The sequence below is a fragment of the Novosphingobium sp. genome (genome assembly GCF_965229225.1).
Taxonomy (GTDB): domain Bacteria; phylum Pseudomonadota; class Alphaproteobacteria; order Sphingomonadales; family Sphingomonadaceae; genus Novosphingobium.
Window position 1 is genome coordinate 700,203 of record NZ_OZ245867.1, and the last position, 15,952, is coordinate 716,154.

Below are 15,952 nucleotides of genomic sequence, written 5' to 3' on the forward strand. Positions count from 1 at the left end.
ATCATAGCCCGATCTTCACCCCCACCCGCAAGGTGCGCGGTTCGACCACGCGGCTGAGGCGGCCTTCCACCGGGGCGGCATCGAACGCGGGTATGTATGATTCGTAGAAATACGCGATGTCCTTGTCGCGGCTGTTCAGCACATTGAGCAGATCGGCATAGAGCTCGATCCGCCCCAGCTTGCGCGCGGCGCGCAAGTTGAACACGGTGCTGCCCTTGTCACGCAGCGAATTGTCTTCAACGAGCGGCGAAGGCCCGAGGTGGCGCATGCGCAGCGCCGCTTCCCAGCCGCCGCGAATGAACGAGACACCCGCCGAAGCGGCATTTTCGAAGGCATTGGGAATATGATCGCCATTGTCATAGCGGGCGTGACTGGCGGTGAAGTTCGCATCGAGCGCCAGCCACGACGCGGGCCGCCAGAACCCGACGAGTTCGATCCCGTGGCGGTGGCTCGCACCCGAGGGCTCCACCGCGTTGGAATCGCCGACGAAGCGTAGTTCGCTGGCGACATTGAGCGCCCACCATGTCGCGGTGACTGTGGCGGTGCCGCGCTGGAGGCGAAGGCCCGCCTCGTGCCCGCGCCCGCGCACCAGTAGCGGCACGCGTGCGGCGGCGTTGACCGCGCCGCGCGCGTCGTTTGAATGGAAGCCCTCACCCCAGTTGAGGTAGAGTTCGGCCCAGGGTGCTGGGCTCCATGCGGCGGCGAGTTTGGGCGAGGCAAGGGTCTGGCTGGCGGTCCCCTGCCCCAGCGCAGCAGCTCGGGATCGCGCGCTTTGACCGAGGCATGGTACCAGTCGCCGCGCAATCCTGCGGTCAGGCGCAGGCCCGGCAGCGGGCGCAGCGTGGCCGTGCGAGCGCAGGTTCATCTGCACGTCGTCGATATAGGTGGTGAAATCCGATCCATGATCGAGATTGAACCCGCGCAGGAAATACTGGTTGGCCTTGCCGCTGCCCGAATGCTGCGCGGCGACCATGCCCGGGATCGCCTCGAGCAGTTCGGAAACCTTGAGCAGCGGGCGCACCAGCAGGTCCGCGCCGGAAATGCTGCCCTCGCTGGCGGCAGCGGCGGTGCCAATGCGCGTCTCGCCCCGGCCGAACACGACGATCTGGGGCGGCGTGTCTGCCGCCCTTTCCGCCTCATCCGCATGGGCCGGGAACGCGGCTAGCGTCGCTGCCAGCGCCGCAGCCACGGCAAAGGCCGGCGCGCACATATCTGATCGCCCCATCATGCCGGTGGCTATGCCGCAGCTGGCGGCGCTTGCCTTCCAACATTGCACTACAAGCTTGTGCGCAGCGGGCATAAGCACCGCCGGTGCCAAGCATATGCCAAACGCATTGTTCCGGTGCCCCCACCCACCGACTTAGTTCTGAAGGCGGCCGCACGGTGCGGCGCTGCGCCCATGCCTGATGGAGCGCGCAGGATAGCGGGGCACGTATTCGATGATTTCCGAGTGGCTGGCGGAGCTGCAATACCGGCTGGGCGCGACGCTCGATGCCTCGGGCAAGATCGTGCCCGATACTTCGTGGAGCGCACAGCTGCTTTCCTCCGAGCGGCTGTGGATGATGATCGAGGGCACGCATCTGATCACGCTGATGGTGTTCGCCGGGACGATCCTGTTCGTCGATCTGCGCCTGCTCGGCATTGCGCTGCGCACGACGCCGGTTTCGCGCATATCGGATAGCCTGCTGCCGTGGACAGTCGGCGGTTTCCTGGTCTTGCTCATCACCGGCTCTGCGCTCTTCTTCTCCAACCCGCTGGAATATTACCACAATCTGGCGTTTCGCCTGAAGCTGGCGTTCCTCCTCGCCGCCGCGCTCAACATCTTCTGGTTCCATCTGCGCGTGCAGTCCAATCGTCCCGAATGGGATACTGCGGAGCACCCCCCCCCGCCCGCGTCCGCGCTGCCGGGGCGACCTCGATCGCGCTTTGGTTTCTCGTCATCTTCGCCGGGCGCTACATGGCCTACGACTGGGTGACCTGCATGAACCCCGGCGCCTTCGTCAGCGCCATGGCCCAGTGCGCGGTACACGACGCCGCGCTCGAGAAGATCGACCGGGAGATCGCCCAGTGATCCACTTCGCCGCCATCAATTTCCGCGATCTCCTCCCTTCGCTCCAAGGCCCGCTCGATGCGCTGGCGCAGGTCGAGTTCATCAAGCAGCTCAACCAGACGACCTGGCTCTTCGCGATTGTCGAGACCTTCCATGTTCTCTCCATGGTGGCGCTCGGCGGCGCGGTGCTCGTCCTCAATCTGCGGCTGCTCGGCGGTGCGCTGGGCGATGTGCCCGCCACCCGCGTCGAGCGCGCGACGCGGCCGTGGCTGATCGGCGGCACCATCGGGACGGTGCTCACCGGGCTCTACATGGGGCTGGCAACGATCGTTACGCTGCTGCCAAACGGTGCCTTCTTCGTGAAGATGATCGCGCTTGTTGCGGCGATCCTGCTCAGCCTGGCGGTTTCGCGGCAGGTGCGCAGCGGCACGGACGAGGCCGCACCGCCGCCCTTGCTGCTGGCGGGGGCCGCTATCGCGCTCTGGCTTGCCGCACTGGTGCTGTTTGGCGTGACAAGCGTGTTGAGCTCGGGCGCGCTGCTTGTCGCGCTGGCCGGGTTTGCGTTGTTCGCCGCAGTCCTTTCGGAATATCGCCGCGCCTATCTCGGCCTGCTGGCGCTGATCGCGGCGCTTGCCATCAGCCTCACGCTCACCGGCAATCCCTCGGCGGGGCTTGTCGCGTTCGTTCTCGCGCTCGGCGGGGCGGTGCTGACCGGCGCGCTCGAATCGCGCCACACCGCCGCGCCCTTCCTTGCTGCGCCGCGCCTTGCTGCGTTTTCTTCCTCGCTTGCCTGGGTCACGGTTGCAGCGGCCGGTCGCTGGATCGGTTTCAGTTGAATGAATTTGTATGGGTGCTGAAACTCAATTTTTATTGACCGAACATAAACCATGTTTCGGCCAATACTGTTTTGTCCACAGGTGATCTGGAATAATTAGCTTATTACAAATCCTTGGTTTTCGTTCTTTATTGAACCGTTAATTGCCTCTCATTGATCCTTTTCTCAGTGGGGGCCCAAGTGCAATTCACCATCAAGACTTCTGCCACGTCCGGCCGTCGCGCCATTTCGCAAATCGCGCTCGCTGCCGCGCTGGTTGCGCCACTTCCAGCTGCCACCGCCTTCGCACAAGAAGCCGCTGCACAGGCCCCCGCGCCTGCCGCGCCAAAGCTTTCCAAGGCCCAGATCGATGCCCTGCTCACCACGCCAGACAAGGTCGTGTTCATCGACGTGCGCCGCGCTGACGAGATCAGCGAGATCGGCAGCCTGCCGGTGATCCTCAACATCCAGATTTCCGAGCTCGACCGCTTCCTCGCCTACATCCCGCGTGACCGTCAGGTCGTGACGATCTCGAACCATGCCGGACGCGCCGCCAAGGCTGCCGCGCTGCTCCTGGCCAAGGGCTTCAATGTTGCCGGTGCTATCGGCATTCAGGACTACATTGCCGAGGGCGGCGCGGTCTACGGCCAGAAAATCGTGACGCCCGAGATTCCCGGCGTCGTCAAGGCGGGCACCCGCGTTGAAGTGATCCGCGAAGGTTTCGATGGCACCGAAGGGCCCATCGCGCTGGCGGATGGCTCGGTGCTCTTCACCGAAAACCGCGCCGACCGCCTCGTGAAGATCGGCACAGACGGAACAGTCTCGACCTTCCTCGAAAAAACCGGCGGCGCCAACGCTCTGGCACTTTCGGCCAAGGGCGAGTTGCTCGCCGTGCAGACCGCGCCGTCCGCCATTGCCGTGCTGCAACCGGTGAAGAAGGTGCTGGCCGACAAGTTCGATGGCAAGCCGCTCAACCGGCCCAACGACCTTGCGCTCGCCCGCAGCGGCAACATTTACTTCTCCGATCCCGGCGCGCCTGCGGCGGCGGGCACTCCTCCGCCAGCCGTTCCGCCCAAGACCGGGTTCTACTGGCTCGACAAGAAGGGCAAGGTCCACCTCGTCGCCGACGATATCCGCCGCCCCAACGGTGTTGCGCTCAGCCCCGATGAAAAGACGCTCTATGTCGCCAACACGGCGGGCGAATATCTCCTCGCCTGGACGGTGCAGCCCGATGGCAGCCTGACGGCGCGGCGCGATGTCGTGAAGCTGGCGGGCTTCAAGACCACCCCCACCGGCCCGACCAGCGGCGCGGACGGCATCGTCGTCGATCAAGATGGGCGGGTCTATGTCACCAGCACGCTGGGCATCGAGGTGTTCTCGCCCGAAGGCCAGCCGCTCGGCGTGATCAAGCTCGCCAAGCAGCCCCAGAACCTCGCGTTCGGCGGCAAGGATCACAACCAGCTCGTCATCGTCGGGCGCGGTTCGGCCTACCGCATCGCCACGCTGACCAAGGGTGTCGACCGCCCGGGCAAGTGACCCGGTGCGCGCCCCTTTTGCAGAACAGGACCTACATCATGACGTTCGTCACTCCGTCCGTGCGCTCGGCGCTCGCCCTCCTGCTGCTAACCGCACCGCCCGCCGCCTATGCCCAGGTTGCGCCAGCTCCTGCACCTGACGCCGCCGCAACCGACGCAGCCGTACCCGATGCTGCCGCCGATGCGGGCGAACCCATCGTCGTCACCGCGCGCAACCGTGCGGAAAACCTCAATGACGTGCCGATCCCGATCTCGGTGCTCGGCGGCGAGACCATCGCCCAGCAGCGCGCCTTCACGCTGGCCGACCTCACCCAGCGCGCGCCGGGCCTCACCGCAACGACTCCCAACGCGCGCCGCACCGGCGTTTCGCTGCGCGGCATCGGCAAGACGAGCGGCAACGACAACATGGAAGCCGCCGTCGGCGTGATCGTCGACGACGTGTTCCTCGGCCACGTGGGCATGACCTATCAGGACTTCACCGATCTCCAGCAGGTCGAGATCCTGCGCGGGCCGCAGGGCACGCTGCTCGGCAAGAACACCTCGCTCGGCGTGATCAAGTACACCAGCAAGGCACCCTCGTTCACGCCCGAAGGCTCGCTCGATCTCGAGACCGGCTTCACCCGCCGCGCGTTCAAGGCGCGCGGGTCTTACTCCGGCCCGCTGGTCGGCGATGTCCTCGCCTACCGCGCGTCATTCTTCTTCGACAAGCAGGACGGTGACATCCTCAACGTCAACCCCGCGCTCGGCGGGCGCTGGCATGAACGCAAGCGCTGGGGTGGCCGCGTGCAGGTGCTCTTCAAGCCGAGCGACCGCTTCTTGCTGCGCCTCAATGCCGATCTTGCCGAGACCAACGAGAACAGCAACACCAAGCCCTTCATCGTCGATCCCGCCACGCTCGACGATGGCTCGGTACGCACCACGACCTATACCACCCGCCTCGCGCGCGGCTATTTCGGCGGGTACAAGCCGATCATCGGCTCGCTCGATACGATCGACGTCGATCAGGCGCTCCCGCTGATCACGCGCAACCAGGGCGTCTCGCTGGTAGCGACGTGGGATGCGGGGCCGTTCGAGATCAAGTCGATCTCGGCGCTGCGCGATTTCCACTTCGATGCGAATAACGACAGCGAGCAGACCCGCTTTGCGATCAACCGCGGCGGTACGCTGGTCGATACCCGGCAGCTCTCGGAAGAACTGCGTCTGTCCGGCAATCTGGGCTCGCAGATCACCTTCCAGACCGGTCTCTATTTCTACAAGATCGATACCGAGACCACGAGCCGCACGCTCTATGGCGCCGATGCCGGTGCGTTCTACGCCACCAACGCCCAGTACCGGACGCTCAATTCGGCAGCAGGCTTCGTCTTGCTGCAGCAATCGCTGCGGAACGTCCGCTCGACCACCTACCAGAACCCGGTGTCCAACAGCCAGGCTGCCTTCGCGCAGGCCGACTGGAAGCCGCTTCCGGGCCTGACGATTACCGGCGGCCTGCGCTACACGCGCGAGCAGAAGCGCAGCATCTCCACCAAGGCGGCGAGCTTCGTCGATGGCAGCGCGCTGGTTTCGACCGGCAACGCCACCGCCGACGCGATCCGCGCGAGCCAGCTGGGCGTCAACTACACCGATGTGATTGGCGATCCGATCCATCAGGACTCGTTCGCCTGGCTGATCAACCCCAGCTACAAGCTTGGGCCTGATCTGCTGCTCTATGCCTCGGCCAGCGGTGGCGGGAAATCGGGTGCGGTCGCCTTCGACAACAACGGCAACCAGCGCAACGTCAACGCCGAAAAGACCACCGACTTCGAGCTCGGCCTCAAGGGTGATCTGCTCGATCACGCGCTCTCGCTCAGCGTGAACCTCTACTACACCAAGGTGCGCGACTATCAGGCGACCACCAGCATTCCCGATCCGATCTCACCGATCGGGTTCAGCTCGGTGCTCGGCAACATTCCGGGCCTGCGCGCGCGGGGCGTGGAGTTCGAGGCTTCGGCGCGGCCGGTCGAGGGTCTCACGTTCAACCTCGCGGTCGGCTACAACGATGCCAGGTACACTGACTGGTCGACCGCAACCTGCCCGCGCAACGTGGTGACCACGGCGGCAAACCCCACCTGCAACAACACCGGCAAGCAGATCGTCGGCGCGCCGCTGTGGACCGTGATCACCGGCTTCGATTTCGAGCGCGAGATCGGAAATTCGGGCATCTCGTTCCACGCCTTCGGGATCGACACCTACCGCACCAGCCACAATCTTGAGCAATTGCTTTCGCCCTACGGGTTCCAGAAGGCTTATCACCTGACCGACGCGGGCATCGGCATCATCACCAATGTGGCGGGTCACAAGACCGAGCTCAGCGTGGTCGGCAAGAACGTGTTCGACACCAAGTACACCACCAGCGTCAACGATTTCAGCAACAACGCACCGGTTGGCTACGATGGCATCGGCCCCCGCCGCTACATCGGCCTGCTGCTGCGCACCAAGTTCTGATGGAGGCCAGAATGATCACACGGACACACCTGCTCGCCGCTGCCGCGCTTACCGGCATGACCGCGCTTCCTGTCGCCAGCCTTGCCCATCATGCCTTCGCAGCGGAATTCGACAGCTCCAAGCCGCTCGTCCTCAACGGGGTCGTCACCAAGGTCCGCTTCGTCAATCCGCACAGCTGGATCTACATCGACGTCCGCAACAAGGATGGCTCGGTCACCAACTGGGGCTTCGAATTCGGCACGCCGAGCTCGCTGCGCGCCAGCAACGTGAGCCGCGATGATGTTCACGCCGGAGTGCCGATCCGCCTCGCGGGCTACAAGGCCAAGAACGGCGGCCCCTTCGGCTATGCAACCACCATCGTGCTCCCCAGCGGACGCAAGGTGCAGACGGGCAGCGCGCCCGATGCCCCGCCGCCGCCGGTGAGCTGATCCGATGGCGAGCAGCACCCTGAAACCGCTTGGCGCGGCGCTCCTCCTGGCCGCGCTCGCATGGCCGGTGTCGAGCCCGGCAGAGACCGGGCCGGCGCCGGCCACCGCGACCGCGCCAATCCCGCGCACAGCCGAGGGCAAGCCCGACCTCTCCGGCATCTGGCAGGTGCTGGGCGAGGCAGAGTATGATCTGGAACCCCATGCCGGGCGGCGCGATGCACCGCCGGGGCCCGGCGTGGTCGATAGCGGCACGATCCCCTATCGCCCCGAAGCCCTCGCGCAGCGCCAGCGCAATTTCGAAGCGCGCGGCAAGGATGATCCGCGCCTGAAATGCTTCGTGCTCGGCGTTCCGCGCGGGGTCTATTATCAGGCGCCCTTCCAGATCTTCCAACGCCCGGCCGATCTCACGCTGGTCCACCAGTTCGGCAATCAGGTGCGCACGATCCGCACCGATGGCTCGCTCCATCCCGCAGAGCAGCATCAGGAACTGTGGCTGGGCGACAGCCGGGGACGCTGGGACGGCGATACGCTGGTCGTGGATGTCACCGACTTCAACGAGGAAACCTGGCTCGACCGCGCCGGCAACTTTCACAGCGAGGAACTGCATGTGATCGAGCGCTGGACGCTGATCGATGCCAACACGATCGACTACCGCGCCACGCTGGACGATCCCAAGGTCTACACGAAACCGTGGACGATCAACGTCCTGCTCCACCGCCGCCGCGACAGGGGTTTCCAGCTGATCGAGGACTATTGCTACACCCTCGATTACGCGCCGTTCTACCCGCACAAGGAGGGCAAGTGATGAAGCGCCTGCTGCTTTGCACCGCCGCGCTGGGGCTGATGGCGATCGCACCGGCTGCCCGGGCGCAGACCGCACCGGCTCCTGCAAACGCCGCCGCGCGCTGGGAAAAGACCGTGCCGGTCATCGCCTCGGGCGACTGGACGGGAGCGCGCCTGCCCGATGGCCAGCCCGATGTCGGCGGCTTCTGGTCGAACACCATCTCCAACCACAGCAACTTCACCGATCCGCAGGCCGGCCCTCCGGGCGAACCCTCGGCGGCGGCCAAGCTGCCGCGCGATCAGCGCGCGCCCAGCCGCGTCTCTGATCCCGCCGATGGCCAGATCCCCTACCTTCCTGCCGCCCGCGCGCTGCAGGAGGATTTCGCGAAGAACTTCCCCAACCCGGTGAAGCCCCGCTACATCGAGCCGCTGGCCCGCTGCGCCCCGGCGGGGGTGCCCAAATCGTTCATGTGGCACGGCTATGAAGTGCGCCAGTACCCAGGATACGTCGTGATCCTGTTCGATTCCGGCACCCGCGTCATCAAGCTGGATGGATCGCCGCACCTGCCGCCGCAGATCAAGCTGTGGAACGGGGATTCGCGCGGGCACTGGGAAGGCAACACGCTCGTCGTCGATGTCACCAACAACAATGGGAAGGCGCTGTTTGGCCGTTACGGCGATTTCATGAGCGAGAACGCGAAGGTCGCCGAACGCTTCGTGTTCGATCCGGCGGGCCAGCGCTTCAACTATATCGCCACGTTTACCGATCCCACAGTCTACACCCGGCCCTGGACAGCGAGGATCCCCGCACGGCGGTTTACTGCGGCGGACACGCCCGATGGCTGGCACTTCGATGTGAAGCCGGTCAACCAGCCGGGGAAGCCGCTGCGCTACGAACATGCCGAGCGGATTTGCGCGGAAAACAACGGCCCCTTCGGCGGCGGCGCGGTCGGCGTGCCGTCCGAAGAGGCCGTAATCAGCCGCTAGGGAACCCGGCCGCGCCCACCAGCGAAAGGCCTGCTCCGGCAACGAACTGACGGCGATCGAGAATGGACATCAGGGAAACTCCTCCAGCCTTCAACGCCCGGCGGCGGCGGCAAACGCACGCGCCTTGTCCAGCTCGGCCGGACCGCCCTCTCCGAACAGCAGATCGGAGCGCTCGGCAAAGCACGCGATTGCCGGAACCGCTGCCCCGGCGGGCGCCCGCTTGCGGCCGCTCAGCACGTGCGGATCGAGATGCGGGGCAAGCATCGCGATGAACTGATAGGCGTAATTGCGCAAGAGACTGCCCTTGCGCAGCGCGATCTTGGTGCTGCTCGTGCCGAAAAAGCCCGCCGTGGCTGGAACCACCGCCAGGTTTTCAAGCTGCCCGTTCTCGATCGCCATCTGCGCGATGATGCCGATCCCCGCGCCCAGCCGGACGTAGGTCTTGATCACATCCGCATCCATCGCGCGCAGCCGCAGATAGGGCTCCAGCCCTGCCCGCTCGAACACCTGCTGCACTTGCGATCCGCCGGAAAATTCGGCGCTGTAGGTGATGATCGGATAGCGCGCGAGATCGGCCAGCTTAGGCGCCTCCAGTTCCAGCAGCGGATGACCCTTGGGTGCGATGGCGACATGCTGCCAGGTGAAGCAGGGATGGGTCTCAAGCTGGGGATAGCCGTCCACCGCCTCGGTCGCCACGCCGATATCCGCCTCGCCGCGCAGCAGCGCTTCGGCCACGAAGCTCGGCGTCCCCTGCAGCAGTTCCACCTCCACGTCGGGAAACTGCGCGCCGAAGCGCAGCAGCAGCCTGGGCAGCACGTAGTTGGCCTGATTGTGCGTCGCCGCGATGATCAGGCGGCCCTTGTCAGCCTCGGCAAACTGCGCCGAAAGCCGCTTGAGATTGTCCGCTTCCTGCAGCAACCGTTCGATCACCTTCGCAGCGCTTTCGCCGGCCGGTGTCAGGCCAACCAGCCGCTTGCCGCGCCGCACGAAGATATCGACCCTCAGCTCCTGCTCCAATTCGCGGATCTGCTTGCTCACCCCCGATTGCGAGGTGAACAGTTCGCCCGCGACCTTGGTCAGATTGAGATCGTTCTGAACCGCTGCGCGCACGTAACGCAGTTGCTGGAAATTCATGCCCCGACCCTCACTGGAAGCCCCTCACTCGCGGTGGAGAAACATCCTGCGCAGGGTAGCATCTGTGTCTATTGATTTAGTAGAGATTGGCACAAAGCTCAAGTCAAAAAATGCAATGCTTATGTCCCGGCGGAACAAGCCGTGCCGGAATATCGCGCTTGCTCATATGCATATGAGGAATCGTTGGCAGGGACACGGCGGGCCAGAGCCTATGGTGTTGCCGGTCGTCCACGGGGGTTCCCATGCCACGCTTCATTCTTTGCGCCGCCGCCCTGCTCGCGCTTGGCGCTTCCGTGCTGCGCGCTGCCGAGCCGGCTGGCGCGCCGCTCCCACTGCCCGAACTGATGGGCCATGTCATGCAACGCAATGCGGTGCAGCTCTGGGCCTGGACCGAGACCGAGACTGACGCTGGTGGAACCCGCTCGGGCGAGCCGCGCTCCGCCGAAGCGTGGGAGGACGCCGAGAGCGACGCGCTGACCCTGCGCCAGCTCGCGCAGGTCCTGAAGGCGCCGCCCTATGATCCGGGCGATCCCCGGTGGGCAAAGCTTGCGTCCGATCTCGAAGCTGCCGCCAGCGCCAGCGCCGATGCCGCCGAGCGCAAGGACGTCAGCGCACTGTTCAAGGCTGGCGAGGCGATCAACGACCGCTGCGTCGCCTGCCACCTCGTCTTCGCGCCCCAACTGGAGGTCAAGCCCGCGCCGGTGCCGCTGTGATGCGTCAGAGATCGAACCGCAGTTCGGCAAGGAAGCGCCGCCCGGTCGAATACTGGAACGCCCCGTTTGCAGCGACCTGCCAACCGTAGTCGTCGAGCACATTTGCGACCTGCAGCCGGAGCAGGCCCTTCGCCTTCACCACGCTTAACCGATAGCGCAGCCCCAGATCGATGGTTTCGCGCGGCGGAGCAGAAAGCTCATTGCCGATATTGCCGATTCGCGCGGAAAAGCTCTCGGCTGCGAGATCGAGCGACAGCGGGCTCTTCCCGCCGCCCAGCCGCCAGTCGATGGTGGCGATGCTTCGCCGGCGGATGCTGCCGATCGGGCGCAGGCCGATCCTGCCGCTATCGACCAGTTCGCCGCTGATGCGCGAATCCAGCAGGACATTGCCAAGCACCATCGTAAGCCCGGGCCGAACGCTGCCCGTCAGCGACATTTCGACGCCCCGGTTGGAGGAGGAGCCCAGCTCGCGGTAATTGGCCTGCTCGTCGAGGTTGTAATAGGGCTTGGTGATCGTGAACACGCCCGCCACGAGGCTGAGCGCCGGTGTCACCGCATAGCGCAGCCCAAGGTCGGTCTGCTGCGTGCGGATCGCCGGTGGCACCGCGCCGCGGTTTGCGGCATTGGCAGGCGCCACCGCCACTTCCTCGAAGCCGCGCACATGCCCGCCGTAGATCGCCAGCGTGGGCGTGAGATTGAGCGATCCGGTCACGCTGCCCATCACCGGCCGGTCGCGCACCGAGGTGACCAGCCCTGCCGAGACGAATGTCAGGGTCTTGCGATAGCGCGAGCCCGATATCCCGATATCAAAGAGGAAGCGCCCCGGCGCGGTCAGCGTATAGCCCAGCCCGAGCGTGGCCTGCCCGAACGCGTCCGTATCATCCGGTCCGAACGCGAAGACGGGGCGTGGTCGCTCGTCGGCGAAATTGAGGCTGCTCTCGCCCAGCGCGATCCGCTGGACCCCGCCGAAGCGCCGGTTGCCGGTGCGCCCGCGAAAGCTCACGATCAGGCGGTGCGCCAGCGACGGCTTCCCGAATGTGCGCGTCAGCCGCGCTTCGCCCGAAAGCGTCCGGTCGAGATTGTTGGCGTCCGCCACCATGATCCGGTTCGGCGTCGTGCCATCGGGCCGCATGCCCGCAAACAGATCGGTGAAGTTGGCATCAAACCGCCGCTCGGCGCGGAACAGGCCGGCCTCGAAGTTCCAATTGCCGAAGGGCAGCCGGGCCAGCGCGCCCATCAGTTCCTGGGTATTGTCGCGCTTGCTCCAGCTCTGCCCGATCATCGCGCGGCGCTGGATCTGCGGTGGCAGATAGTCTCCGCCGGGGAAGATCGAAGGCGCGGCCTCGTCGTCATAGGTCCGCGTCCGCCCATAGAACGCTGCCACGCGCGCACCGGCATAAGGCTCCCAGGAAAGCCCGCCCGAGGCGATGTAGGACTTGAAATTGCCGCCCTCGTGGCGGTTCTGCCGCCGGATCGTGCCGCCGAGATAGACCTTGAGTCCCTCGGCCACCGGCTGCAGCACATCAAGGTTGAGCACGCGCGAGCCGAACTGCGCGCGCTCGAAACCCAGCGTCACCTGATCGGCCTGCCCACTGACGGAAAGATCATAGTCGACGATCCCGGTCGGCGCGGGGAACGGATAGCCCTGCGCCGAAATACCCACGCGCACCTTGCTGCCCCGGATCAGCCGGTTCGGCGGCCGGTCGACCGGTGCAAAGTAGAGCCCGTCGATCCGCGTGTTCCCGGCATCGACCGGGTTGAACCCGCGCACATCGTCGACCGTGTAAAGCCCGACGCGTTCATTGCCGATCGCCTGGCCAAACGCATCGCCCGCACTTGTCGCGGCATTGTCGTCCACGCGCTGGGCAAAAACCGGCTGGGGATCCCCGAACACCGCCGCCGCAGCCGCCACCAGCCAGGTATCACGGACAGTCGGCCTCAACCGGCGCGCACGCGGACGTGGAAACTGGTGCATGATCTTTCCGGCATGAGCGACAAACGCAAGCTGGTTCAGGGACCGCAAACAATCCGCAAAGCCGGTGATCGGCAGCCCCCTCCCGCTGTCTAGGAAGCCGACTGTCCGCGATAAAGCAAGCGCTGCTCATATGCTTATGACCAGCAACTCTATCGTGATGCGAGCCCGCAACCAGCCAGGCCGGTATCCCAGATGCAGTATTCGGTCTTGCGCAGCGGCAGCTTGCGCCGCGCAAAGTTGCCATCGAGCGGTGCCCGGCGCCCGGGCTTTCGCCGCGCGGGGGACCATATGGCGTTCGCGGCATTGCCGCTGCCGAGCAGGTCCAACATGTCGCGCACTGATTTTACGGCATTTTTTCCCATGAACGCAGCAGTACACTGCGTAGGGTGTACCCCATTCTCTCGCCTCTGATCCGCGGCCCGTTAGCCTGTCTCGCAATGATCCTCTGGCATGGACTGCGGTCCTGCCGAGGCTTCCGGCGCGCGCCGTTCGAGCGGCATATTCCAGCGCCGTCCAGCCGCAAGCGAGGGCGCCATTGGGGAACCTTTATGGGAACCTTCGCCATTCGGCTGAAAAAATATCAATAAATCAAGGGCACTTGGCGGAGAGGCAGGGATTCGAACCCTGGATACGGTTGCCCGTATGCCGCATTTCGAGTGCGGTGCATTCGACCACTCTGCCACCTCTCCGCGAAGTGTCGTTGAGCCGGCCGAAGCCGTCCCGGTCGAGGAAGCGCGCCGTTAGCGCATGGCCCGGCGCTTGCCAAGGGGAAACATGTTACACCTGCCCTACAATCCACGGCCTTGCACCATGGCTCGCTTGTTTCCGCTCCGCAGCGCCCTATATTCGCATCCATGGATAGAGCGATTTTCTTTTCGCCCCAGGCTGGCCGTGAGATCACGGCTCCTCATGTTTCACGAGCGCGGTTCGCCATCGGCGACGTCGTCCGGCACAAGCTGTTCGATTTCCGCGGGGTCATCTTCGATATCGACCCGGTCTTTGCGAACAGCGAGGAATGGTACGAATCGATTCCGGCCGAGATCCGCCCGCCGCGCGAACAGCCGTTTTATCACCTCCTCGCGGAGAACGACGAGAACAGCTACGTCGCCTACGTCAGCCAGCAAAACCTGATGTCTGATGCGGAAGGCGGCCCGGTAGACCATCCCTCGGTGCACGAAATGTTCGATGCCTTCCGCGAAGGGCGCTACCGCCTGCGCCGGGGCCTCTCGCACTAAGGCCGGGGACGGCGGCAGCGCGGCCGCCCGTCCCCGCGAGGCTCAGGCCTTCAACTTCCAGCCCGACTGGAAGATGTAATAGATCGCGATCCATAGCACGAGATTGAGCACGCCGAGCCCGATCGCGCCGTGCAGCACGGCCTCGTTGGTCGTGCCGATATCGCTCTGCCCCAGAAAGCCGAAGCGGAAGCCCGAGATCACGTAGAAGATCGGGTTGAAGCGGCTGATCGTCTGGAACGTGGGCGAAAGATTGCTGATCACGTAGAACGTGCCAGAAAGCATCGACATCGGCGTGATCACGAAATTGGTGATTGCCGCATTGTGATCAAACTTTTCCGCCCAGAGTGAGGTCAGCACGCCGATCAGGCCGAGGAGAATCGACCCCATCAGGCCAAACCAGATCACTGCCCAGGGGTGATGAACAGTAAGGTCCACGCCCGGCCAGAACAGCATTGCGCCCGCGACGGCGAAGCCCACGAGGATCGCACGCGTGACCGCGGCCGCCACCAGCGCGAGAATCAGCTCGGCATTAGAGATGGGCGGCATCAAGTAGTCGATGATCGTGCCCTGGATCTTGCCGACGAGCAGGCCGAAGCTCGAATTGGCGAAGGAGTTGTTGATCATGCCCATCGCGATGAGGCCGGGAGCAACGAACGTGGCGAAGGGCACGCCCAGCACGATGCGGCCACCGCCGCCCAGGGCGAGGGTGAAGATCATCAGATAGAGCAGCGTCGTCACCGCTGGTGCCCAGATCGTCTGGGTCTGCACCTTGAAGAACCGGCGCACCTCCTTCATATAGAGGGTCCACAGCCCCAAGCGATTGAAGCTGCGGAAGCGCACTTCGCCCGGCGGCGGGAAATCCCCCGCTCGGCTGGGTTGTTCTGTTGGAAAAGCGGCCCCGGTCAGGGGCATCGGTTGATCGGCCATGCCCGGTGCGGTATCGCGCATGCCGGGTCAAGGCAAGGCATTGCAACGCGGGCCCCACCGGGTTTGCCCGCGCATGAAGTTGGGTCCTGCGGCAAGATGCGCCGGCAGGACGGGTTTTGAAGGATTTGAGACGGCATGAGCTGGACGGACGAGCGGATCGAGAAGCTGACCAAGATGTGGGAGGGCGGTGCGACCGCCAGCCAGATCGCCGAAGAACTGGGCGGGGTCAGCCGCAACGCCGTGATTGGCAAGGCGCACCGGCTTGGCCTCAAGGCGCGCCCTTCACCTGTCAAGCCCAACGAAAAGAGCGAGGCGGCGCCCGCCAAGGCACCGCGCCCGGCACCCGAACCGGCCGCGCCAGTCGAACCGCGCGTCGCAGCGCCGCGTCCGGCCCCAACCGCGCCGGCCAGCCCACCGCCCGCGCCGCGTGCCCCCGTCGTCGCACCGGTCCAGGCTGCCCCCCCGCCCGCCGCGCCTGCGCCAGCCGCTGCCACAGATGCGCCGCCGGCCCCGCCGCAGCCGCGCATCGTCTCGGTCGGCCCGGGCGGCTTCCTCCGCCAGGGCCCGGGCGATCAGCAGGCGCCGATTCCCCCCGCCCCGCCGCGCCGCCTCGTGCCCGCACGGCCCAGCCAGGAAGTGGCCGACAAGACCGGGCTGCTCGATCTCAACGACCGCATCTGCCGCTGGCCGATGGGCCACCCGGGCGAGCCCGATTTCCACTTCTGTGGTGACAAGGTGAATCCCGGCTTCCCTTACTGTGTCGAGCATTGCGGCCGGGCCTATCAGGCACAGCTGCCGCGCGGCCATCGCCGTCCGCCGCCGCCGATGCCCTTCGGCGGGCCGAGAGTGCGCTGAGCAAGGCTGTCACTTAGGTCCGTTCCGGGCCAAAA

15 protein-coding genes and 1 tRNA gene are annotated in these 15,952 nt (G+C 65.3%); 10 read left to right on the forward strand and 6 right to left on the reverse strand.

Annotated features, from left to right (window positions below):
• Position 1: 1 nt before the first annotated feature.
• On the reverse strand, positions 2–1,210 hold the full coding sequence (locus tag ACO06X_RS02910; RefSeq protein ID WP_421838507.1) for a TonB-dependent receptor domain-containing protein: 1,209 nt from the start codon (positions 1,208–1,210) through the stop codon (positions 2–4).
• A 229-nt stretch (positions 1,211–1,439) separates the two neighbouring features.
• Between ACO06X_RS02910 and ACO06X_RS02915 the strand changes: the two genes are divergently transcribed.
• The 7 genes from ACO06X_RS02915 to ACO06X_RS02945 all read left to right on the forward strand — a co-directional run bounded on the left by ACO06X_RS02915 (position 1,440) and on the right by ACO06X_RS02945 (position 9,078).
• Entirely contained in the window at positions 1,440–1,976 is a 537-nt protein-coding gene (locus ACO06X_RS02915; protein WP_421838508.1) for a DUF6644 family protein, read from the forward strand.
• 91 nt (positions 1,977–2,067) lie between these two features.
• Positions 2,068–2,886: a DUF6644 family protein gene (locus ACO06X_RS02920; protein ID WP_421838509.1), complete on the forward strand. Its 819-nt coding sequence runs from the start codon at positions 2,068–2,070 to the stop codon at positions 2,884–2,886.
• A 179-nt stretch (positions 2,887–3,065) separates the two neighbouring features.
• A complete protein-coding gene (locus ACO06X_RS02925; RefSeq protein WP_421838510.1) occupies positions 3,066–4,400 on the forward strand; it encodes an SMP-30/gluconolactonase/LRE family protein in 1,335 nt (444 codons plus the stop codon).
• Positions 4,401–4,438: 38 nt separating this feature from the next.
• Positions 4,439–6,880 (forward strand): TonB-dependent receptor, encoded by a 2,442-nt coding sequence (locus tag ACO06X_RS02930; RefSeq protein WP_421838511.1) that lies wholly within the window; start codon positions 4,439–4,441, stop codon positions 6,878–6,880.
• A gap of 11 nt (positions 6,881–6,891) precedes the next feature.
• Positions 6,892–7,308: a DUF6152 family protein gene (locus tag ACO06X_RS02935; protein WP_421838512.1), complete on the forward strand. Its 417-nt coding sequence runs from the start codon at positions 6,892–6,894 to the stop codon at positions 7,306–7,308.
• A gap of 4 nt (positions 7,309–7,312) precedes the next feature.
• Positions 7,313–8,113: a hypothetical protein gene (locus tag ACO06X_RS02940; RefSeq protein WP_421838513.1), complete on the forward strand. Its 801-nt coding sequence runs from the start codon at positions 7,313–7,315 to the stop codon at positions 8,111–8,113.
• Positions 8,113–9,078: a hypothetical protein gene (locus tag ACO06X_RS02945; RefSeq protein WP_421838514.1), complete on the forward strand. Its 966-nt coding sequence runs from the start codon at positions 8,113–8,115 to the stop codon at positions 9,076–9,078. The genes ACO06X_RS02940 and ACO06X_RS02945 overlap by 1 nt, the downstream gene beginning before the upstream one ends.
• Positions 9,079–9,168: 90 nt before the next feature.
• On the opposite strand, the gene ACO06X_RS02950 is transcribed toward ACO06X_RS02945, so the two are convergent.
• The gene (locus ACO06X_RS02950) at positions 9,169–10,212 is read right to left on the reverse strand and encodes a LysR substrate-binding domain-containing protein (RefSeq protein WP_421838515.1); all 1,044 of its coding nucleotides are present in this window, start codon (positions 10,210–10,212) and stop codon (positions 9,169–9,171) included.
• A 242-nt stretch (positions 10,213–10,454) separates the two neighbouring features.
• Between ACO06X_RS02950 and ACO06X_RS02955 the strand changes: the two genes are divergently transcribed.
• Positions 10,455–10,925, forward strand: coding sequence for a hypothetical protein (locus ACO06X_RS02955; RefSeq protein ID WP_421838516.1), 471 nt, complete (start codon positions 10,455–10,457; stop codon positions 10,923–10,925).
• Positions 10,926–10,929: 4 nt separating this feature from the next.
• Here ACO06X_RS02955 and ACO06X_RS02960 read toward each other — a convergent pair whose 3' ends face one another.
• The 3 genes from ACO06X_RS02960 to ACO06X_RS02970 form a co-directional block, all read right to left on the reverse strand.
• A complete protein-coding gene (locus ACO06X_RS02960; RefSeq protein ID WP_421838517.1) occupies positions 10,930–12,900 on the reverse strand; it encodes a hypothetical protein in 1,971 nt (656 codons plus the stop codon).
• Between the two features lie 149 nt (positions 12,901–13,049).
• Complete coding sequence (locus ACO06X_RS02965; protein WP_421838518.1) at positions 13,050–13,238, reverse strand: hypothetical protein; 189 nt, start codon at positions 13,236–13,238, stop codon at positions 13,050–13,052.
• A 261-nt stretch (positions 13,239–13,499) separates the two neighbouring features.
• Positions 13,500–13,589: transfer RNA gene (locus ACO06X_RS02970), tRNA-Ser, on the reverse strand.
• Between the two features lie 165 nt (positions 13,590–13,754).
• On the opposite strand from ACO06X_RS02970, the gene hspQ reads away from it, so the two are divergent.
• Positions 13,755–14,135, forward strand: coding sequence for a heat shock protein HspQ (gene hspQ / locus ACO06X_RS02975; RefSeq protein WP_298174208.1), 381 nt, complete (start codon positions 13,755–13,757; stop codon positions 14,133–14,135).
• Between the two features lie 42 nt (positions 14,136–14,177).
• On the opposite strand, the gene ACO06X_RS02980 is transcribed toward hspQ, so the two are convergent.
• Positions 14,178–15,062, reverse strand: coding sequence for an ABC transporter permease (locus ACO06X_RS02980; protein ID WP_421839843.1), 885 nt, complete (start codon positions 15,060–15,062; stop codon positions 14,178–14,180).
• Positions 15,063–15,197: 135 nt separating this feature from the next.
• Here ACO06X_RS02980 and ACO06X_RS02985 point away from each other — a divergent pair, with 135 nt between their 5' ends.
• Positions 15,198–15,917: a GcrA family cell cycle regulator gene (locus tag ACO06X_RS02985; RefSeq protein WP_421838519.1), complete on the forward strand. Its 720-nt coding sequence runs from the start codon at positions 15,198–15,200 to the stop codon at positions 15,915–15,917.
• Positions 15,918–15,952: the final 35 nt, after the last annotated feature.

What these genes read in the sequence shown, in the direction of transcription:
- ACO06X_RS02935 (WP_421838512.1), top strand. Translation starts at nt 6,892, where the DNA reads ATGATCACACGGACACACCTGCTCGCCGCTGCCGCGCTTACCGGCATG.
- ACO06X_RS02910 (WP_421838507.1), bottom strand. Translation starts at nt 1,210, where the DNA reads ATGTGCGCGCCGGCCTTTGCCGTGGCTGCGGCGCTGGCAGCGACGCTA.
- ACO06X_RS02915 (WP_421838508.1), top strand. Translation starts at nt 1,440, where the DNA reads ATGATTTCCGAGTGGCTGGCGGAGCTGCAATACCGGCTGGGCGCGACG.
- ACO06X_RS02950 (WP_421838515.1), bottom strand. Translation starts at nt 10,212, where the DNA reads ATGAATTTCCAGCAACTGCGTTACGTGCGCGCAGCGGTTCAGAACGAT.
- ACO06X_RS02930 (WP_421838511.1), top strand. Translation starts at nt 4,439, where the DNA reads ATGACGTTCGTCACTCCGTCCGTGCGCTCGGCGCTCGCCCTCCTGCTG.
- ACO06X_RS02960 (WP_421838517.1), bottom strand. Translation starts at nt 12,900, where the DNA reads ATGCACCAGTTTCCACGTCCGCGTGCGCGCCGGTTGAGGCCGACTGTC.
- hspQ (WP_298174208.1), top strand. Translation starts at nt 13,755, where the DNA reads ATGGATAGAGCGATTTTCTTTTCGCCCCAGGCTGGCCGTGAGATCACG.
- ACO06X_RS02980 (WP_421839843.1), bottom strand. Translation starts at nt 15,062, where the DNA reads ATGGCCGATCAACCGATGCCCCTGACCGGGGCCGCTTTTCCAACAGAA.
- ACO06X_RS02940 (WP_421838513.1), top strand. Translation starts at nt 7,313, where the DNA reads ATGGCGAGCAGCACCCTGAAACCGCTTGGCGCGGCGCTCCTCCTGGCC.
- ACO06X_RS02985 (WP_421838519.1), top strand. Translation starts at nt 15,198, where the DNA reads ATGAGCTGGACGGACGAGCGGATCGAGAAGCTGACCAAGATGTGGGAG.
- ACO06X_RS02945 (WP_421838514.1), top strand. Translation starts at nt 8,113, where the DNA reads ATGAAGCGCCTGCTGCTTTGCACCGCCGCGCTGGGGCTGATGGCGATC.
- ACO06X_RS02955 (WP_421838516.1), top strand. Translation starts at nt 10,455, where the DNA reads ATGCCACGCTTCATTCTTTGCGCCGCCGCCCTGCTCGCGCTTGGCGCT.